The sequence below is a fragment of the Campylobacter novaezeelandiae genome (assembly GCF_004323845.1).
Classification (GTDB): domain Bacteria; phylum Campylobacterota; class Campylobacteria; order Campylobacterales; family Campylobacteraceae; genus Campylobacter_D; species Campylobacter_D novaezeelandiae.
In genome coordinates, this window is sequence record NZ_QPGR01000002.1 from 141,527 (window position 1) to 162,700 (window position 21,174).

The 21,174-nt window shown below is 29.1% G+C and carries 18 protein-coding genes; 8 read left to right on the plus strand and 10 right to left on the minus strand.

What is annotated here, in order from left to right; genetic code table 11:
- Nucleotides 1-600 (plus strand): glycosyltransferase family 9 protein, encoded by a 600-nt coding sequence (locus DU473_RS02085; RefSeq protein ID WP_166683076.1) that lies wholly within the window; start codon nt 1-3, stop codon nt 598-600.
- Here DU473_RS02085 and DU473_RS02090 read toward each other — a convergent pair.
- The 4 genes from DU473_RS02090 to DU473_RS02105 form a co-directional block, all read right to left on the minus strand.
- A complete protein-coding gene (locus DU473_RS02090; RefSeq protein WP_131186442.1) occupies nt 597-1,628 on the minus strand; it encodes a radical SAM protein in 1,032 nt (343 codons plus the stop codon). The two genes, DU473_RS02085 and DU473_RS02090, sit on opposite strands and share 4 nt — an antisense overlap.
- Before the next feature lie 87 nt (nt 1,629-1,715).
- A complete protein-coding gene (locus tag DU473_RS02095) occupies nt 1,716-2,975 on the minus strand; it encodes an MFS transporter (protein ID WP_131186443.1) in 1,260 nt (419 codons plus the stop codon).
- A 145-nt stretch (nt 2,976-3,120) separates the two neighbouring features.
- Nucleotides 3,121-4,197 carry a dual-specificity RNA methyltransferase RlmN gene (gene rlmN, locus DU473_RS02100; RefSeq protein ID WP_131163207.1) on the minus strand — a complete coding sequence of 359 codons (1,077 nt, stop codon included), beginning with the start codon at nt 4,195-4,197 and terminating at the stop codon, nt 3,121-3,123.
- Nucleotides 4,198-4,214: 17 nt separating this feature from the next.
- Nucleotides 4,215-4,751: a phosphorylase family protein gene (locus tag DU473_RS02105; RefSeq protein ID WP_131163206.1), complete on the minus strand. Its 537-nt coding sequence runs from the start codon at nt 4,749-4,751 to the stop codon at nt 4,215-4,217.
- A gap of 77 nt (nt 4,752-4,828) precedes the next feature.
- Between DU473_RS02105 and rsmA the strand changes: the two genes are divergently transcribed.
- The 4 genes from rsmA to DU473_RS02125 all read left to right on the plus strand — a co-directional run bounded on the left by rsmA (nt 4,829) and on the right by DU473_RS02125 (nt 9,629).
- The gene (gene rsmA / locus DU473_RS02110) at nt 4,829-5,614 is read left to right on the plus strand and encodes a 16S rRNA (adenine(1518)-N(6)/adenine(1519)-N(6))-dimethyltransferase RsmA (protein WP_131163205.1); all 786 of its coding nucleotides are present in this window, start codon (nt 4,829-4,831) and stop codon (nt 5,612-5,614) included.
- On the plus strand, nt 5,595-7,550 hold the full coding sequence (locus DU473_RS02115) for a ribonuclease J (protein WP_131163204.1): 1,956 nt from the start codon (nt 5,595-5,597) through the stop codon (nt 7,548-7,550). The genes rsmA and DU473_RS02115 overlap by 20 nt, the downstream gene beginning before the upstream one ends.
- A 723-nt stretch (nt 7,551-8,273) precedes the next feature.
- Complete coding sequence (locus DU473_RS02120) at nt 8,274-8,843, plus strand: hypothetical protein (protein ID WP_131163203.1); 570 nt, start codon at nt 8,274-8,276, stop codon at nt 8,841-8,843.
- 24 nt (nt 8,844-8,867) lie between these two features.
- Nucleotides 8,868-9,629: a pseudouridine synthase gene (locus DU473_RS02125; protein WP_131165636.1), complete on the plus strand. Its 762-nt coding sequence runs from the start codon at nt 8,868-8,870 to the stop codon at nt 9,627-9,629.
- A gap of 25 nt (nt 9,630-9,654) precedes the next feature.
- On the opposite strand, the gene DU473_RS02130 is transcribed toward DU473_RS02125, so the two are convergent.
- The 3 genes from DU473_RS02130 to pyrG form a co-directional block, all read right to left on the minus strand.
- Nucleotides 9,655-10,650, minus strand: a complete 996-nt coding sequence (locus tag DU473_RS02130; protein WP_131165640.1) for a type II asparaginase — start codon at nt 10,648-10,650, stop codon at nt 9,655-9,657.
- 114 nt (nt 10,651-10,764) lie between these two features.
- Nucleotides 10,765-12,336 carry a single-stranded-DNA-specific exonuclease RecJ gene (recJ, locus tag DU473_RS02135; RefSeq protein WP_131163201.1) on the minus strand — a complete coding sequence of 524 codons (1,572 nt, stop codon included), beginning with the start codon at nt 12,334-12,336 and terminating at the stop codon, nt 10,765-10,767.
- The gene (pyrG, locus tag DU473_RS02140; protein WP_131163200.1) at nt 12,323-13,960 is read right to left on the minus strand and encodes a CTP synthase; all 1,638 of its coding nucleotides are present in this window, start codon (nt 13,958-13,960) and stop codon (nt 12,323-12,325) included. Before pyrG ends, recJ begins: the two co-directional genes overlap by 14 nt.
- Nucleotides 13,961-14,065: 105 nt before the next feature.
- On the opposite strand from pyrG, the gene DU473_RS02145 reads away from it, so the two are divergent.
- The 3 genes from DU473_RS02145 to thyX are packed head-to-tail and all read left to right on the plus strand — an operon-like array spanning nt 14,066 to nt 16,611.
- Entirely contained in the window at nt 14,066-15,088 is a 1,023-nt protein-coding gene (locus DU473_RS02145; protein WP_131186444.1) for a 6-hydroxymethylpterin diphosphokinase MptE-like protein, read from the plus strand.
- A complete protein-coding gene (locus DU473_RS02150; protein ID WP_131186445.1) occupies nt 15,043-15,966 on the plus strand; it encodes a motility associated factor glycosyltransferase family protein in 924 nt (307 codons plus the stop codon). Before DU473_RS02145 ends, DU473_RS02150 begins: the two co-directional genes overlap by 46 nt.
- A gap of 24 nt (nt 15,967-15,990) precedes the next feature.
- A complete protein-coding gene (gene thyX / locus DU473_RS02155; protein ID WP_131186446.1) occupies nt 15,991-16,611 on the plus strand; it encodes an FAD-dependent thymidylate synthase in 621 nt (206 codons plus the stop codon).
- Here the strand turns inward: thyX and DU473_RS02160 are convergent, their stop codons facing one another.
- From DU473_RS02160 to flgE, 3 genes are all read right to left on the minus strand, one after another.
- The gene (locus tag DU473_RS02160) at nt 16,612-16,890 is read right to left on the minus strand and encodes a Na+/H+ antiporter NhaC family protein (RefSeq protein ID WP_438830689.1); all 279 of its coding nucleotides are present in this window, start codon (nt 16,888-16,890) and stop codon (nt 16,612-16,614) included.
- A 21-nt stretch (nt 16,891-16,911) separates the two neighbouring features.
- Nucleotides 16,912-18,210: a Na+/H+ antiporter family protein gene (locus DU473_RS02165; protein WP_131186447.1), complete on the minus strand. Its 1,299-nt coding sequence runs from the start codon at nt 18,208-18,210 to the stop codon at nt 16,912-16,914.
- Between the two features lie 305 nt (nt 18,211-18,515).
- Nucleotides 18,516-21,089: a flagellar hook protein FlgE gene (gene flgE, locus DU473_RS02170; RefSeq protein WP_131186448.1), complete on the minus strand. Its 2,574-nt coding sequence runs from the start codon at nt 21,087-21,089 to the stop codon at nt 18,516-18,518.
- Between the last annotated feature and the right edge of the window lie 85 nt (nt 21,090-21,174).

The window sequence follows — 21,174 nt, forward strand, 5'->3', positions numbered from 1 at the left end:
TTGCTTTTTTATGCTAGAAAAATAAATGCTAGAATTTTTGATAAAAAGATTAAAAATTTAGAATTTAAAACACAGATAAAAACCAATGTAACACATAAAAATTTAATTAAGAATTTTTTAAATCAAAATGAAATTAAACGTTTTATAGTGCTTAATCCTTTTAGCATTACTTCAAATACTACTTTAGATACTATTTCTTTTTTAAAATTAGCAAAAAACATTAGACAAATTTATCAAGATGTTAGTATTGTTATACCTACTTACGATTTGGTGCATGATCATTTTATAAATGAGCTTTATGGATATGATAAAAATTTATCTAAAGAAATTATAATTTTCAAAAATAATGATGATATTTTAAATTTAGCAGAGCTTATTTTAAAATCAATTTGTGTAATAAGCCCTAGTACAGGCACTACTCATCTTGCCACAAATTTGAAGGTTTTTAGTATCGCACTTTACCCATTAGGAGATGAAGTGCTTTGGCCAACATATAATAAAGATTATATTTTTATTAAAAATGCCAAAGATAATTTAAGTGAAGATGAAAAGCAAGAAATTATTATAAATATCATTAAAAAATTAGAAAAATATCTTTAATCTTTTTCTAATTTTAGAATCTTTTTGGTTTGTATAGCTATAGGGATATTTTTAATAGGCTTGGTATAATCGTGACAATAATCACAAGCTTTAAAAAAATCTTGCACATAAAAGTCCAAATATCTTTTTTTATCATCTTCTAGGTTGATAAAATCCCCACTGAATTCTTCTAAACCTTTAAGTCTTGATAAAGAACTGGCTACAGGACATACAAAGATTGCTCCTTTGGGAGCTAATAAATGTTTATCCCCCCCCCCATTGCTAATACCTTGTGCACTCATAAGAGAAACACAAGGCATCATACAAGCATAATAGTTTTTTATGATATCTTCTTTTGTTCTATTTCTTTTATAAATTTTTTCTATGTCATACCAAGTATCAGTTGTATTAAAAGAATAAGCAATTTTATTTTCTTTAAGTTTTTTAAAAATACTTTCTTGTTTTAGTGGGATTTTTAAATTTGGAGATTTTTTATAATCAGATATACTAATTTTTCTTAATTTTTTAGAGTTTTTAAGTTCTTTTACCAACTCATCGCTAAAATCTATGGTTGCATTGGTTAGTATATCAAAGGTAAAGATTTTTTTAGAATTTTCTATATAGTTTATAAGTTGTGGAAGTTCTTTAAAAAGCAAAGGTTCTCCACCTATAATCCTAAGCCTTTGTATGCTATCTACTTTTTCAAATAAGGTTTCTAGGCTTGTTTTTAAACCTTCAAGCGTTGAGGTGTATTGATTGTTAGGTGAGAAGTATTGCATTAAATTATTGCAAGATTCGCAACGCATGGTGCATTTTGTAGTTAATACAAGCTCAAGGTAGGGTATATCGACCTTTCCTTGTAAAACTCTTTTTGTAAAATAAGATTTTAAAAAGAATTTTTTTAGAAAAGCAGCATATGGCACTTTGTAAATTCTAGAGAATCCTCTTTTTCCATTTAGATAAGAAAAATGCCATTTAATATTTGGGATAATATATCTTTTGATAAATAAATCATTATTTAAATATTTTTCATAGTATAAATCTTGCATTAATATCCTTAAAAATTTTTATCTTAGTAGGGTAAAGTTTTTTAAATTTTTTATAAGAATTATATTATAAAACTCGTTTAAAAATTTTTATTTTTTTTGTTTGAAAAATAAAAATAAAATGGTTACAAAATAAATCACAATAGCCCATACCAAAAATGCTTCAATAAGTCCTATTTGTCTTACTATCGGTTGAGAGATTATAGGGCTTAAAAATTGTCCTAAAAATATAAAGCTTGCTAAAATTCCATAAGCTCTAGCTCTAGCATTTGCAGGACAAATAGAAAATAGATAAGCAGTATTATTAACAAGCATAATTCCTCCACCTGTTCCAAGCAAGGCTAAAGCAAATATTACAGCACTAAAAGAGTGAATAAAATATAAAAGCATAAAAGAACTACCTACAATAAATAGAGTTAAAATATAAATTTGTTTTATGCTTATAAATTTCATTAAATACTTATAGCTTAGAGAAAATACTCCATAAAAAAGAGCAGAAACTGACATAGAAATTCCTATATATTTTGGATCAAGTCCTAGATGATCTTCTATATAGTAAGGAAGTTGGGTTGGTGATATGTAATAAATTACCATGATAAAAAATCCTATAAAATATATAGGAAAAAATTGCCAATAATTTGTTTTTGTTTCTATTTTAGTGTGATTATAAAATTTAAATTTCTTAGGTTCAAAGAGATATATATAAGCTAAAATTGTGATTAAAATTCCAAGTCCATATACTAAAAAAGGATAACGCCAAGAATAGCTAGAAACATAACCCGCAATAGAAATAAAAATAGCCCCTCCAACGGCACAGAAAAAACCTTGCCAAGAAAGAGCATTTTCACGGCGATTAAATCCACCTCTACTATAATAATCTCCAAGTAAAGCTGAAGCTCCTGTCATAATAAAAGCTGTTGCTATTCCAAATACAGCTCTTGAAACAAGAATGGCATAAATATCATTGAAAAAAAATCCAGCTATACCCGAAATTGTCCAAACTACCATAGCAGGAAAAACAAATTTTAGTTTGCCGAATTTATCCATAAACATTCCTGCAACCGGAGATAGTATTACTACAAAAATAGCTGGTATTGTTAAAATAAGACGTGTTAAAATATCAAGATGATTAAGTGTAAATTCTATCAAGATCCCGTTTTGGTTTTGTAAAAGTTTATCAAAATGTCTATTAATGGCAGGAAGAGCCGAAGAAATAACAACGCTTCCTAGCATTGTCATAGCAGCCATTGAAAATACTGCAATCTTAAAACCCGTTTTTTCTGTAATTTCAACCATTTTTTTATCAAATTTAGTATCATTAGGGTGAAATATATGCTGTTTTTTTGCCATAATAAACCTTTTTTATTTATTATACTGCAAAAAATTGATTTTGTTAAAAATTAAAAACTAATTTTTATTATCTTTTGTAATTACCCAAGCCATACCACAAAAGCCTATGATAACAACCAAGAATATAAAAATAAGTTCTATAATATCAAGCCAACTCATTTTTCTTTCTTTCTTTTAATTGTCCACAAGCTGCTGAAATATCAAGACCTTTACTTTCTCTTATCGTGCAAGTTATACCCTTTGAACTTATATAATCTTGAAATTTAATAGCATTTTCTAAATTTGGACGTTTATAAAAACTCCCTTCGTGTGGATTAAAAAGTATTAAATTTACTTTAGCTTTTATACCATTTAAAAGTTTGACAAGTTCTTTTGCGTGATCTATTTTATCATTGATGTTATCAATTAGTAGATATTCAAACATAACTCTTTTTCTTTGATCTATAGGAAATTCTCGCACCGCTTGCATAATAGAAGCTATATTGTAAGCTTTATTTATAGGCATTAGCTCATTGCGTAAAGTATCATTTACAGCATGTAAAGATATAGCAAGTAATACTCCTAAATTCATTTCTCCTAGTTTTTTGATTTGATTTGCTAAGCCACTTGTGCTTACAGTTTGACGTCTAGGGCTTATGCATAATCCATCATTGTGAGATAGTATTTTAATAGCTTTTGATACATTATTAAGATTATCAAGAGGTTCTCCCATTCCCATATAAACTATGTTAACGCGTCTTTCATAAGGAATTTGATTATCTTTTTTAATGCAAAGAATTTGGGCTACTATTTCTCCAGCACTTAAATTTCTTTTTAATCCACCCTTTGCTGTCAAACAAAAACTACAACCACTTTTGCAGCCTACTTGAGAAGAGACACAGATAGTATATTTAGCATGAGCGATTTTTACACCTTTTTCATCAAATTTCTCTTCTTTCATTGGTAGGAGCACACTTTCTATTCTTAATCCATCTTTGAGTTCAAAAAGATATTTGATGCTACCATCTTTGCTTTGTTCTTTATAGATGATTTTAAGAGGGTTAAAATGATAATTTTCATTTAGTTTTTCTCGTAAATTTTTTGGCAAAGAGGTCATTTCTAGAAAATTATCGGCATATTTTTGATATATCCATTGATAAATTTGTTTCACGCGAAACATTGGATTGATATATTCTTCCAATTCTTCGGGTAAAAAATCTAAAATATTTACAGTTTCTTTCAAAATTTATTCCTTATATTTTAGAGATAATTATGTTCTTTTAAATATTGTATTAAATTTTCTTTGGCTTTTTGATGATTTTTTATGAAATCTTTATGTGCGTTTTCATTGCAAAAATTAGTTGCACATAGAATACACTCTGCAAAAATTCCAAAATTTTTAGCCACGCTTAAAATAGCAAAAGCTTCCATATTTTCAGCAAAAAAATCTAATTTAGCAAATTCTTTGGCAGCTTTTTTATCTTGACAAATATAATTTGAAGAATTTATTTTAATTGTTTCACAAGAAACATTTTCATTTTTAAGACAAATTTCATTTTGTGCTGGAGTGTAAAAATTGTTTGAAATTTTTGAAAATTCAATATTATAGGCATGAGAGCTTTTATAAATTTCTAAAATTTTACCCTTTTCGTATAATCCACAAGTCCCTATAAATACTAGATTTGATGGTTTATATATATGACAGATTTTAGTTAGATTACAAGTTGCTTCTACTAATCCTATGCCTATAGCTTTGGCAAATGAGAAATTTTCATTACCTCCTGCACAAATTATCATCTAATCCTTTCTTAATTTATTTTTAGAATTTTATCTAAAAAGACTTAATTAAGAATTTTTAGATAAAATAATTTTTTATGATTAAAGCAAAAAAATATTATGGACAGAATTTTTTAAATAATAAAGAAATAGTTTATAAAATCATCCAAGCCATACCCAAAGAAACAAATAATATTGTTGAGATTGGGCCTGGCTTAGGTGATTTAACGCAAGAACTTTTAAAAATTTCTTTTGTTAAAGCATATGAAATCGATAAAGAACTTATACCGCTTTTGCAAAAGAAATTTCAAAAAGAAATCGAATGTGGAAAATTAAGATTATTACATCAAGATGCAAGCGAGGTTAAAGGAAGTTTTGATGAAAATAAGTATTTTTTGATTGCAAATTTACCTTATTATATAGCAAGTCATTTAATTTTAAAGGCCTTAGAAGATGAAAACTGTTTAGGGCTTATTGTTATGGTACAAAAAGAAATGGCTCTTAAATTTTGTGCTAAAGAAAATGAAAAAGAATTTTCTTCTTTAGGAGTTTTAAGTGCTTTAATTTGCAAAAGAAAAATACTTTTTGATGTAGATCCTAAATGTTTTAATCCCGAACCAAAAGTTGTCTCATCTGTGATGAGTTTGATAAAGGAAAAAGAATTTAGGGAACTTTGTAATATAGAAGATTTTAAATTTTTTTTAAAAGATTGTTTTAAATTTCCAAGAAAACAGCTTCTTAAAAATTTGAGTCTTCATAGAAATAAAGTTTTAGAAATTTTAAATAGTCTTAATATAAAAGAAAATGCAAGACCCCACGAAATTTGCGTTGATTCATACCTTAAAATTTATGAAAAATTAAAGGATGAATATGAGCGAAAATAATCAAGAAAACCAAGAGCAAAAGATAAATTTTAATTCTAAAAACAATAAACATTATAAATATAGAAATAAAAGAAAAAAAAATATTCAAAATTCAGAACACGAAAACTCAAATTCTAATACTCAAAATAATCAAGAAGAAAAAAAGAAAAAAAGAAAAAATCTTCCTTCTAAATTAATCGGAAATGAAGACTGGCAGATCGCTCTTGCTGAGTGTATAGAAGCAAATCGTATTTCGCATGAAAATCGTTTAAATCCTCTAAAATACAATAACTCAAGTGAACACAAGATCCGCATAACTCCTCTTGGTGGTTTGGGTGAAATTGGTGGCAATATTACTATTTTTGAAACAAATAATGAAGCTATTATTGTAGATATAGGTATGAGTTTTCCAGATGGGACTATGCACGGAGTAGATATTATTATACCTGATTTCTCTTATGTTAGAAAAATTAAGGATAAGATTAAAGCTATTATCATCACTCATGCACACGAAGATCACATAGGAGCTGTGCCTTACTTTTTTAAAGAATTTCAATTTCCAATCTATGCAACTCCTTTAGCCTTAGGAATGATTTCAAATAAATTTGAAGAACATGGTTTAAAAAGCGAGAGAAAATGGTTTAGACCTGTAGAAAAAAGAAAAATTTATGAAATAGGTGAATTTGATATAGAATGGATTCATATCACTCACTCTATCATCGATGCTTCTGCACTTGCTATAAAAACTAAAGCAGGAACTATTATACATACGGGTGATTTTAAAATAGATCAAACCCCAATTGATGGTTATCCTAGTGATTTGGGACGTTTAGCACAATATGGAGAAAATGGAGTTTTATGTCTTTTAAGTGATAGCACCAATTCTTACAAGGAAGGCTATACAAAAAGTGAAAGTTCTGTTGGGCCTACTTTTGATCAAATTTTTTCAAAGACTAAAGGTAGAGTGATAATGAGCACTTTTAGCTCTAATATTCACCGCGTTTATCAAGCTATCACTTATGGTTTAAAATACGGAAGAAAAGTTTGTGTTATAGGTCGTTCTATGGAGAGAAATCTCTATACCACAATGGAACTTGGTTATATCAAGTTAGATAGAAAAATTTTTATTGATGCTGATGAAGTGAATAAATACAAAGACAATGAAGTTTTAATTGTAACTACAGGAAGCCAAGGCGAAACAATGAGTGCTTTATATAGAATGGCAACTGATGAACATAAATTTATAAAAATCAAGCCAAGCGATCAAATTATCATTTCAGCTAAAGCTATCCCAGGTAATGAAGCAAATGTTTCTGCGGTGCTTGATTATTTGCTTAAGGCTGGTGCTAAAGTAGCATATCAGGAATTTAGCGAAATTCACGTAAGTGGGCATGCAAGCATAGAAGAACAAAAACTTATGCTAACACTAATAAAACCAAAATTTTTCCTACCAGTTCATGGTGAGTATAATCATATCACTAAGCATAAAGAAACAGCTATGAAGTGTGGAATCCCTGAAAGAAATATTTATCTTATGAGCGATGGGGATCAGGTTGAGATTTGTCAAAAATATATCAAACGCGTAAAAACAGTTAAAACAGGAAAAGTTTTTGTAGATAATCAAATCAATAAACAAATCGCTGATGATGTAGTAATCGATCGTCAAAATTTAGCCGATAATGGAATAGTTGTTATCATAGCTCAGCTTGATAAAGCTTCAAAAACACTTGTTAATAAACCTAGAGTTTTTAGCTATGGACTTGTAGCTGATAGACAAGATCACGCATTTTCAAAGGAAATGGCTGAAGTTTTGGCTCAATTCTTTAGCAATGTTAAAGATGAAGTTTTAAATGATCCAAGATTTTTAGAAAATCAAATCAGACAAGTATTAAGAAAGCATATATTTAGAAAAATTAAAAAATATCCAACTATAGTCCCAACTATTTTTGTAATGTAAAATTTTATTCAAAGCTTCTTAAAGGAGTTTTGAATTTTTTCAAGAATTAAAGTAATGAAAATTTTATATAATAATTTTTTGGTTTTATTGAAAAGTAATATATTTTATTTCTTTATTTTTTTTATACTTATATTTTTTACCAGAAATTAATGATTTTATTAGAATACATTTTATACAAAATGATATAAATCACTTAGATACTTTTTCTCAGATGATGTGGCTTTAAGTGATTTTAGAAATATTTCAAGCTTTTTTAATTGCACCTTTATTTTATCTTTTAGGAAAAATAAAGAAAATCCATTAAAAATATTTTATTTTACTTTTTTTGTTTTTATTGTTATAGGCTGGGTGGTGGTTAATTATAAAGTTATTAATTATCGTATAAATTCACATTATTTATTTTTATATTTTCAATGATTTATAATTGTTTAGAATTTCTTGTAATGTTTTTTATTACTTTGTTTTTGGTTAAAGAAAGAATAAAAATATTAATTTTTATTTGTTTTGTTAAATTTATTGTTAGCTTTTTGATAGATTTTATTTTTTTAAAATATACAGATTGTGGTGTGTATTATAAAACGTAAGTTCCGTTGTTTCTAATATTGATAACTATTAGTTTTTATTATTATATAAAATTTTATATATGATAGCTTTAAAAATATTAAAATACGATTTATTGCAAAAACTCATATATTTCTAGCTTTAGAGCAGTTGCTAGATAATATGGCTTATATATTTGTAATTTTAGCAAGCTTAAATTTAATGCATCAAAACAGTGAATATTTTATAGCTATGTCTTATTTTTGGGGATTTATACTTGTATTTATTTTGAGTTTTGGTAGTATTATTCAAAAGATTATTGTAAAAAAAGATGAAATTTGTTTTAAGAATAAATTGATTTTTATATTTTCAATAAATATCTTTTTTATATTTTTGGTTATTATAAGTTATTTTTATATCCAACAAATAGCAACTTTTATAGGATTAAATTTAAATAATCAAAGCTTAAGTATCATTAAATCCCTTTATTTTGCTTATGTAATATTTCATTTAAGTTATAGTATAAAATGTATTTTTTATGCTGCAGGTTGTTTTGAAAAAACACTTTTAATAAGCATCTTAATTAATTTTTGTATATATTTCCCTTATTATTTTTTAGTTATAGATAATATAGATTTTCTTATAAAAATATTTTCTATTGGAGTTTGTTTAAATTTTATCATTTCTTCTGTATTTTTAGTATTTTTCATAAAAGCGAATGTGAATAATAAAAATGTTAAAATTACAAGTTAGTTTTAAACAAATCAAGGCATAACAATGAGAATCAATAAATTCATTTCACACAATAGCCATTATTCTCGTCGTGAGGCAGATGAACTTATTAAACAAGGTTTAGTCAAGATCAATAATAAAATAGCCCTTTTAAGCGATGGGGTAAAATTTGATGATAAGATTTTTATCAAAGGCAAAAGACTTCAAAAAAGAACAAGTTTTAGTGTGATTATTTATCATAAGCAAAAAGGCGAGATTGTTTCTAAAAAAGATGATAGAGGTAGAAAAATTATTTATGATAGCTTGCCAAAACAATTTCGTAATTGGCTAAGTGTAGGAAGACTTGATTTTGCAAGTGAAGGTTTGCTTTTATTAACAGATTCTCCCGTGATAGCTTCTTCTTTAATGCGTAGTGATTTAGAAAGGGAGTATTATTTAAAAGTTAAAGGCATAGTAAATAAACAAGTTATAGAGGCTATGCAAAACGGGCTTGAAATTCAAAATGAAAAAAAAGGAGCTCATGCTAAAACAAAAATCACTTCTATGAGTTTTGCCCCTTTTTTAGACTATGAAATTTTTGGTTCAAGTGGAGGTTATACTAAACTTAGGGTTATTATTAATGAGGGTAAAAACAGAGAACTTAGGCGTTTTTTCGCTCATTTTGATTTAGAGGTGATGGATCTTAAAAGAGTAGCTTTTGGAGCGCTTGATTTAGGTATTTTAAAAGCAGGAAAATATCGCTTTTTAGAAAAAGGAGAATACGAAAAATTAAGAGATTTTTTAAAGTTTAATAATATTAAATATTAAAGCCTTTTTAAAGGCTTTAATATTTTTAGTATTTTTCAAAATATTTTTGTATAGTATTTATATCGTTTGTTTTGGTAAGAGCTAACATTAAAAGAACTCTTGCTTTTTGTGGATTTAAACCTTGTGTATTAATAAAGCCTAAATCTTTATCATCTTTACTTAGGGCAACAGATCCTGCCACTACTCTTGAGCTTATGGCAACTTTTAGGCCTTGTTTCATAAGTTCTTTTAATACTTCTTTTTGATTTTGATGAATGCTTCCAGCTCCACTTCCTGCTATCACTAAACCTTTTGTACCATTTTCAAATAAAGCTTTAGCAGCAACGCCATTTCCATCATTGGAATAAGTATAAAGTATATCAACCTTTGGCAAAGTATCTAATTTGCTCACATCAAAAGGAGTTTTTTTGGTATGTTCTTTTAAATTTGTATTATAAAAAAATACCTTTCCATCTACAATATAACCTAAATTTCCAAAATTAGGCGAAGAAAAAGCATCAACATTTAAAGTGTGGGTTTTGCTTGCATCTCTTGCACCTTGTATTTTATCATTCATTGCTATCATTACACCTTTGTTTTTGGCCTCTTTGCTTGCAGCTAGGGCTACGGCATTATAAAGATTTTTTGGACCGTCTGCACTCATAGCACTTGCAGGACGCATAGCTCCCACTAAAACGACAGGTTTATCGCTTTTGATAGTTAAATTTAAAAAATAAGCAGTTTCTTCCATAGTATCAGTTCCATGAGTGATTACTACACCATCGATATCTTTTTTGAGAAGTTCATTGATTTTTTTAGCAAGTTTTAGCCAAATTTCATCAGTCATATTAGAACTATCAATATTTGCAACTTGCTCTCCGCTAACTTGTGCTAAATCTTTAATTTGTGGAACGGCTTTGATTAAAGTTTCAATTCCTATAACTCCTGCTTTGTATCCTGTTGTTTCTAGTTCATTATCAATGGATCCGGCTATAGTTCCACCTGTGGCTAATATAACAATTTTTGGTTTTGCTTCTAGCATACTTGCTCCTAAAATTAAAAACATTATTATAAAAATAATATTTTTCATAAACTCTCCTTTATTATTTATTGCAATATATTAAATTATATTAATAAATAACAAACAAAAGTTAAATCAATAAATTTCTTTGACAATGAATTGAGGGACTATTAAACCTCTATATTCATTTTTAGAAATACTTCCAACTAGAGTGATTTTTTCGTTTAAATTCGGTTCTTTATCAAAATTAAAAAATAGAGCTTCTATTGTTTTGCTATCTTTATTTAATATGAGTTTTAAATGCTTTTCTTCTTTTCCTATAAGTTTTTTGTTTTTAACATTTAAATTTTCTAAAACAAAAAAAGGTCTTGGATTTTTATATCCAAAAGGCTCAAAAGACTCTAAAATTTCAAGCATTTCAAAATCAATTTCAATTGGATCTAAAATTCCTAAAATTTCATCTGCATCATTAAATTCATTTTTGGGAATTTTAAGACATTCTTTAAAGATTAAATTTTTAAATTCATCTAAGTATTTAAAATCAAGACTAAATCCAGCTGCACCTTTGTGTCCTCCATAATTTTCAAGCAAAAAGTTAGCTTTTGTTATTAAAGACAAAACATCTACTTTTCCAACGCTTCTAGCACTACCTTTAAGTTTGTTTTCATTTTTTGAAAACACAAAGGCCGGTTTTTTAAAATGTTTGGCAAGACGACTTGCAACTATCCCCAATACTCCTTCGTGCCAATTTGCCCCGCCTACTATAATGCAAGCGTCTTTTTCGTCAATTTGTTTTAAAGATTCTTCGAAAAGTTGTTTTTCTTCGTCTTTTCTGTTTTCATTAAAATTCACAATTTGCTCTAGATAGTTTTGTGCATCTTGTAATTTTTTAGTATGCAAAAAACGATAAGAGATACTCGCATCATCCATTCTTCCAGCACTATTTATAAGAGGAGCAATTAAAAAGCTTATATTATCAAGTCCAAATTTATCTTTTTGATAGTATAGTTTTATCGCTTTAAAAGCGGCTCTATTTGATTTATTTATATATTCTATTCCTTTTCTAACAAGAGCGCGGTTTAAATCTCTAAGTTCCATCATATCAGCAATAATGGCAATGGCTAAAAGTTCTATAAATTTGGATAAATCATATTTGATTTTACAAACTTCTTTTAAAGCAGCGACTAAATACCATGCCACTTGTGCGCCACAAATTTCTATATTAGGGAATTTACAATCTTCTTGTTTTGGATTTATAATGGCAAAAGCATCAGGCAGGGTTTGCAAGGGCATATGGTGATCGGTGATGATTAAATCAATATTTTTTTCTTTGCAAAGTTTAGCAGCATCAATAGCAGCTATGCCATTATCAACAGTTATAATTAAATCACAATCTAATTCTTTAATAATTTCTTCATTAAGCCCATAGCCATCTTTAAAACGATTAGGAATTTTGACTACATAATCAAAACCAAGATCATCAAAAAATTCAGATAGTATCACGCAAGAAATAATACCATCTACATCATAATCACCCACTATGGCAACTTTTTGATTTTTTTCTATGGCTTCTTTAATGCGATTTGCCCCTTTATAAATATCTTTTAAGCAAGAGGGCAAAGGTAAATCGCATAATTTTGTATGCATATCATTTTCAAAACGTAATTTTAAAATTCTTTTTATATCTTCTTTGTTAATTGTATTCATTATTTAATGCTGCTTTTATAAATCCACAAATTACAGGATTTGCATTTTCAAGTCTTGAGGTAAATTCAGGATGAAATTGCACTGCTAAAAAGAAAGGATGATTTTTAAGTTCTATGGCCTCAATAAGTCCTTTATTTTCTCCACTTATGATAAGTCCTTTATCTTCATACATTTTTTTGTATTTTGGATTGGCTTCATAACGGTGACGATGTCTTTCTTTTACCGATTTGGCATTGTGATAAATTTTGCTTAATAAACTATCTTTTTTAATTTCGCACTCATAAGATCCAAGACGCATAGTTCCACCTAGTGGCGTTTTACTTGTTCTAATTTGTTTAGTTCCATTAGAATCTATAAATTCATCAATTAGATAAACAATAGGGTTTTGACATTTTTCATCAAATTCGCTTGAATTTGCATCTTTTAATTTTAAAACATTTCTTGCAAATTCAATAAGAGCAAGTTGCATGCCAAGGCAAATTCCTAAAAAAGGGATATTGTGCTCTCTTGCATAATTTATTGCTTTTATTTTGCCTTCAACTCCCCTATACCCAAAACCTCCAGCAACTAAAATTCCATTTACATCTTTTAAATCTTCTAAAGAATCTAAATTTTGCAATTTCTCGCTATCTATCCATTTGATATTAACTTTAGTATCAAGTGCTGCTCCAGCATGGATTAACGCTTCTGTTAAACTTTTATAGCTTTCCTTAAGATCGATGTATTTTCCAACAAAAGCAATTTTTACCTCATTGCTTGGAGCAATTACTCTTTTAACAAGGTTGTTCCAATTTTCCATATCGGGTTTTAAATTTTTAAGATCTAAAATATTTGCAATAGCACTTAAAATATCTTGTTTTAAAAAATTAAGTGGAATTTGATAGATACTTGCTGCATCAATGCTTTCTATCACGCAATTTTTTTCAACCCCACAAGAAATAGCTATTTTATTTTTCAATTCTTTATCAAGCGATTTTTCACTACGACAAATGATCATATCAGGACTTATACCTATACGACGTAATTCTCCTACGCTGTGTTGAGTAGGTTTTGTTTTAAGTTCTCCTGCGGCTTTTATAAAAGGCACAAGAGTAAGATGAATATTCATAGCATTATTCTTGCCCACTTCAAGTTTTAATGCACGTATGGCTTCTAAAAAAGGTAAGCCTTCTATATCTCCAACTGTTCCGCCAATTTCTACTATGAGTATATCTTTATCTTTTCCTGCATTTTTTATTCTATCTTTGATTTCATCTACTATATGAGGGATTACTTGTATAGTTTTTCCAAGATATTCCCCTCGTCTTTCTTTTTCTATCACGCTTTGATAAACGCGCCCTGTTGTAAAATTATTGCTTTGAGATAAGCTTTCATCTAAAAAACGTTCATAGTGTCCTAAATCAAGATCGGTCTCAGCCCCATCATCTGTAACAAAAACTTCTCCATGTTCAAAAGGACTCATTGTTCCAGGGTCTACATTGATATAAGGATCAGCTTTTAAAATTCCTATATTAAGCCCTGAATTTTTTAAGAGTGTTCCAATGGATGCTGCAGCTATACCTTTGCCTAAAGAGCTAAGAACACCTCCGGTTACAAAGATATATTTTGTTTGTTTTAGCTTCATTGATTTACCTTAGATTTTTTGTTTTATTATAACCCAAAAAAGCTTTTTATTTTATTATTTATAAAGTAATTTTGTGTAAGAATTTATAATTTTTTAAGGAAAAATATGAATTTTACAAATACTCAAAAAGCTCTCTTTGATAAAAACCTAAAAGCCTTAAAAAATCCTATTTTAAAACAAGATTTAAGTCAGCTTAAGACTTTAAATTTTAAGATTATTTTAGGAAAGCATAATTTAGATATTAATATTACGGGGGGGGGTAAGAGCCTTTATAAGGATGTTTTAAGTGAGCTTAATGAAAAACTTATAAAATATCAAACTCATTTTGCATTTTATCCAATACTTTATTTTTATGGTTTTGGGAATGGAGTTTTGCTTAAGGCTTTGCTTCAAAACACAAATCATAGGCATATTATTGTTTTTGAAAAAGAATTAGAAATTCTTTATATAGTATTTCACTTATTTGATTTTTCTAGTTTTTTAAAAGAGCAAAGATTAATTATTTTTTATACCGACAAAATGAGCATAAATGACTATGCTAATTTTTGTTCTACTCCTGTTTTTGTAAGATATGCAAAAGTTTATCATCTAGAATTAATGAGTGAGTATTATTTTAAATTTCAAGAAGATATTTTAAAAGTCAATGAAACGATAATGTCTTATTTTAAAAAAGAAATTCTAACTAATGGAAATGATCCAAAAGATGTTTTAATGGGTTTAGAAAATTTTATAATCAATTTGCCCAAAATGATTACGCGCCCTAGTTTTACAAATCTCATTCAAGATCGTTGCAAGTCTTTTGAGAATGCTATCATAGTATCAACTGGGCCTAGCTTAACAAAGCAACTCCCTTTGCTTAAAGAAAATGAAAAAAGCTATAATTTTTGTGCTGATAGCGCCTATCCTATTTTAGCCAAAGAGGGCATTAAACCTGATTATGTTTGCATGGTGGAAAGAACTGATTTTACGGCTGAATTTTTTAATAATGACTTTAAAGAATTTGATAAAGATATAACTTTTATTTTAGCAGGAGTGGCATCTCCTAAGGCTTGTGAATTTTTAGAAAAAACAATCGTTCTTTTATGCTTATACCAAGGGATTATCTTTTTGCTTTTTATCTTGACTTAAAACCTTTTTCTTATGTTTTTTACTCAGTTAGCGTGGCGCATTTAGCTTTTGTGATAGCTTTGAATTTGGCTTTTAAAAATATTATTTTTATAGGTCAAGATTTAGCCTTTAATGATGAGGGAGATTCTCACCCAAAAGATTATAAACATACTCCAAAATATGAGAGTAGCAACTATAAAGGTTTAAAAGCCTTAGCTTATGGAGGAAAAACACAGGCTAAAACTCAAGAAGCATGGGTTTATTTTAAGCAAGTTTTAGAACAAATGATAAATGAGGCAAAATGTTATGGCATAGAAGTTTATAATGCCACAGAAGGTGGATTAAGGATAGAAGGAAGCATAGAAAAACCTTTTTCTTTGTGTATTAAAGAGCTTTTAAAAGATACAAAAAAATCTTATTTACCTTTAAGTGTATTAAGTTTTGCTAAGCAGAGTGAATTTTTATTAAAAGCTTTTGTAAAAATTATTAAAAGTATAAAAAATTGTAAAAAATTTGTTGATAAAATCAGTCAAAAGATAAAATGTATAGAACAAAGCCATCTTGATTTAGAGCAAACAAAAAAGATAATCAAAGATTTAGAGTGTTTAAAACAAGAATTATTTAATTTTAAAGATCTTTTAGAGCTTTTACAACCTAGTTCTTTTCAGCTTGAGCTTAGTTTGGCAAAAATTTCTGTGATAAATGTTAAAAACGAAGAAGAGCTTTTAAGAAAAAATTTACTCTTTATTGAAGAATTTATAGAGTATTTTAGACTAGTTAAAGGTTTATTGAGTCTTCAAAGGCAAAGTTTTTTAAAACATATTTGCGCACTAGAGAATGAACTTATAAAAAGAGGTTTTGAAAATAAAATTTTAAAAATAAAAGATAATATATGCTAAAATTTCAAAAATTAAGGAGTTTTTATGCAGATTACTTTACTTCATCACACACCACTTTTTGTATGTTCTCACGCTACTAGAACTTGTTGGCAAAGTTTTGATAAGGGTGATTGCGGAGGAGAAAAAGATAAAGAATTAATAGATCGTGTAGGCAACAAATTTAAACATTCTTCTACTTTAGAACATTTAAACTATACTTTTTATATACAAGGGATTTCTAGGGCTTGTTTGCAAGAAGTTGCACGCCATCGTCATACTAGCCCTAGTGTAAAAAGCACACGCTACACTTTAAAAGAACTTAGAAATGAAGATGAATTTAAAATCGGAGATTTTGAGAATGCAAGCCGTTATCTCGTTCTTTGTGGCAATGAAGAGGTAGATAATGCTAGTATAAAAGCTTTAGAAAATTTGCGTCTTATTTTGCAAAAAAGTATTAGTTTAGATATTGCTAAATACTGTTTGCCAGAAAGTTATAAAACAGAACTTACTTTAAGCATTAATGCAAGAAGTTTGCAAAATTTTATTACTCTTAGAAGTTCAAAATCAGCTCTTTGGGAAATAAGAAATTTAGCTAATGCTTTATTTAAAGCCTTGCCAGAGGATCATAAATTTATATTTGAGCATTGTTTATATAAGGAAGGATAATTAATGCTTTTGGTCAAAAGCATTAAAATTCCTACACCTTCTTGCTTCTAATAAATAAAAAGTTTTATTTATCTTAATGTGATCGTGCTGTTTATCAGCATTAAGTCCTACACTAACACCCATTGTGGTTTCGCTTGCTGGACTTCCTGCATCACCAAGTGCTCCTGCAACTCCTATTATAAAGACTATTAAAGCAAGAGAAAAATTTAATTCTAAACAAATAGGAACAAAAAGAGTTGTGATAATAGGTATAGTTTCAAAAGAAGTTCCTATACCCATTATAAAAAGTTTCTAAAAATTCTATAAAAAGAGTGCTATCACACTTCCAATAAACAATAAAGTTCCATTATAAAAGATAAAAGTAGGGATACAAGTATCTTTAATGTGATCGTGCTGTTTATCAGCATTAAGTCCTACACTAACACCCATTGTGGTTTCGCTTGCTGGACTTCCTGCATCACCAAGTGCTCCTGCAACTCCTATTATAAAGACTATTAAAGCAAGAGAAAAATTTAATTCTAAACAAATAGGAACAAAAAGAGTTGTAATGATAGGTATAGTTCCAAAAGAAGTTCCTATGCCCATAGTGATTAAAAGCCCTATTAAAAGCATTATAAAAATAGCTAAAAATTTACTTTCTTTCATAAAAGGAACAACAGAATTTACAAGCTCATTTACAGCGCCACTTTGTTTTAAAACTTCTCCATATCCAGCTGCTACGAGTATAACAAAGGCTATAAAGCCCATCATTTTTAAACCGTCATCAAAAATTAAATCGATTTTTTTATACTCCACTCCGCCTAAAGCTACCATCAAAACAAAACCTAAAAGTCCAGATAAAGGTAAATTCATTGTAGCAATTTGACAGATTAAGGTTACAACAAGTCCTGCTAAAACTCCCCATTCTTTACGAGTCATTTTAAGATTGTCAAAATCTACTTTAGAAAATTCTATCTCTTTGTATTCTCTTGGTTTTCTATAAAAAACAAAAATAGCCAAAAAAAGTCCAAGTATCATACAAAAAGCAGCTAGATACATAGTATTGGTAACATCATTTAAAGATATATTGACTCCATTAGAAGCAATATTATCTTTTATCAAGTCTTGAAAAGTGAGTCCAAAACCCACAGGCAATACCATATAAGGAGTAGTAAGTCCAAAAGTTAAGGCACAAGCTACCGCTCTACGATCAATTTTTAAGCGATTAAAAAGGCTTAAAAGAGGCGGGATTAAAAGCGGTATAAAAGCCACGTGTATAGGCACTAAATTTTGTGAAAAACAAGAAATAATTGTTAAAGAAATTAGTAAAAAATATTTTTTATGTGAAATAAAATGACTTACGATTTTGATTAAGTAAGCGGTTAAATTTGTTTTAGAAATGGCAGCTGCAATAGCCCCTAGTAAAATATAGCTTAGAGCAGTTTTTAAATTTTCTTTCATACCACCTATTAAGATATCCATAGTTTCGACCATAGATAAGTGAGAAAGCATTCCAGCTACTAAAGCAGAGATTAAAAGGCTAAGTAAGACATTAAAACGAAAAATACAAAGTAAAGTCATTAAAATAACACTTATAATAATGGGATTACTTAAGAGCATATAATTTCCTTAAAAAGTATTAAATCTTTTATCATACTTATAAAAGATTAATTTTTGCTTTATTAATTTATAAATTAAAGCTAAAAGATAAGTTTTTGTGTAGTATTTGCTTTTTTATATTTTTAAATTTATAAAAAGTATCAATTAAATTGCAACCCACCAAAAGGTGAGTTAGCAATAATTGAAGGCATCAAGCCTACGTATAAATCTTGTATTGTAAAACCACTAAAAGTAGGCTTGCAAAGCAAGATTTTTATCTAAGATTAACTTAGATAAAAGCTTTATCCAAAAAGGATAAAGTTTGATTATTGTTTTAACTGGATCAAAGTTTGAAGCATTTGATCACTAGTTGAAATAGTTTTAGAATTTGCTTGATAGCCTCTTTGGATAATGATAAGCTCAGTTAAAGAACGGCTTAAGTCCACGTTTGACATTTCAAGCGCTGAGGTTTTCATCTCTCCACGTCCACCTGTTCCAGCTTCTCCAACTACTATATTTCCACTATTTGCAGTAACTTTGAAAAGATTTCCGCCTATTTCTTCAAGACCTGAGTTGTTTGCCACTGAAGCCATAGCTATTTTTGCTACTGCAAAGGTTTTTCCATTTGTAAATTCACCTAAGATATTTCCTTTATCATCAACGCGTATTGCATCAGGTTTTAAGTTTCCTGAAGTGTAGCCATCTGTGGCTTGATTGGTAAGAGCTGAAGCTGAGTTAGAACTTACAAGACCATCATTACTTCCACTTGTTCCAAAGGAAAGCTTGATTTGTTGATTTGGAGCTGCACCATTATTTGGTGAAAAATTAATCGTTCTTGGATTATAATTTGACAAAGAGCCATCATTGTTAAATCTTGCTGTTCCTACTATGATATTATTTGGACCTTCGCCTGTAGTATTAATCTCTGCAGGTTCTGGAACACGGATAATCATTTGCCATTCATTGCCACCATCTTGAGTGGTGCTTTGTTTTACAAATTGCACTTCTAAAGTATGTTTTGATCCTAAAGAGTCATAAATTTCAAGTCCGGCCGAAAAAGCACTAAGCTTTAAAAGTTCGCTTTGTTTTACTTGATTTCCAGCAGGGAAAGATCCATCAAGTCCTTTAAAGATTTTTGTAAAGGCATCATTAGTGCTTACAGTTCCTCTCTCATCTGTATAAGCTGTGATATTAAAATTCATATTATGGGGTCCAAAATTTAATGGTCCTTGACCCCCTGTAACAAGCGTTGGACTATTTGAACTTTCATTAACATTGGTGATAGAAAAAGCTCCTGAAGAATTTACAACTACTTTAACATTTTCATTTACATCTGCTGCAGCAAATGTCCCATTTCCATCATAATCAACCCCATATCTTGCATCTCTTTGTAAAAGTTCTCTTAAATCTTCAGTAGTATGAAAAGTTCTTACTTCAGTATTTAATAAAGAACCATTCATTACAGCATTGTAATAATTTTGTGAACCAATAACATTTGTATCTGTGCCATTCCAAGTAGGATTTCCTGCTCCCCCATTTGTTCCTGGAACATAAGCATAACCTCCATCAGGATTATACATAGGAGGAAGGGTTTGAGGCGAAGAACTATAGATATATTTATGAGCTGTTATAACTTGTGCATTTCTATCACCTTGTAAATTAGTTGCATTACCACCTGTAGCTGTCCACAGAGAAGTATTATTATTCTGTTGATGTGTATATGCAAATGAACCTGGAGCTCCATCTTGCCCTGCTGTCCAAGTTGCTGTCCAAACTTCACCTGCTGTATTATCAGAATTTACTACAAGATTGATATTTTTCATATTATCAGTAGTGCCATCTGAATTATCATTGATAAAATCTATACCACTACCATCAGAATTTTTTACTGCTTTAACTCCTGTGCCTTGTCTTGTGTCATTAGGGGCTGTAAAGGTATTAATATAAGTTATAGCTTCATCTATACTTGATATGTTATCATTTTCTATCTTTACTCCATTTAAAACTATACTTAATTTTGTTTTTTGATCACCATTTCCCCAGAAAGCTGCTGTTTGATTTTGTTGTAAATTAGGATTAAAAGCACTAACACCTAAAGAGTTTGTAGAGTATTTTGCATCTGCATAAGATACCCAAATACCTTGTCCATCTCTTAAATTTAAGCCTTGTCCATTAGCATTAAATAAAGATGCTGCATCAACACCTTTTTCTGTAACTTCAACTGAATTTTTAGAAGTGGTATAAAATTGAGTAGTTCCTGTATCATTTTCATCTTTAGTTTCATTTGTTTTGCTATTATATCCGTGAACAGAATCTAGGGCATATAATGGTCTGCTGGCTGTTCCTATATTAAGCCCGCTGTTAAGATTTGCTTTAATAGCTACTTCGGTTGATTGTGCTGCAGGGATGTGCATGCCTGGATCGATGAAAATATTTTTTGGACTTCTTGAAGAATCAATGCTTTGAGTATCCCAGTCGATATTCCAACCTTGGACAACAAAACCTGCATTATTAACAAAATTCCCATAAGCGTCAAGTTTAAAATCCCCTGCACGTGTAAGGTAGTTTGTAAGACCACCATCATCACTTACCATAAAAAACCCATCTCCATTGATCGCAACGTCAGTATTTTTATCGGTGGTTTGAACTGAACCTTGAGAGTGAATTCTTGTTGTGGAGCTAACTGAAGTTCCAAGCCCTATTTGTAAAGGGTTTTGTCCCCCTCTTCCATCAGTTGGAGCTGTGGCAATTTTTACTGTTTGGCTAAACATAGTTCCAAAATCAGCACGAGAGTATTTAAAACCTGCTGTATTAACGTTTGAAATGTTATTACCTTCAACGTCCATTGCAATTTGGTGTGCTTGAAGTCCGCTAACTCCGGACCAAAGTGATCTCATCATAATTAAATCCTTTATAAAGTATTGCTTAAAATTATTCGAAAAAATACTAAGCAATTTTTGTTCCAATTTTAAATTTATTTTGGGC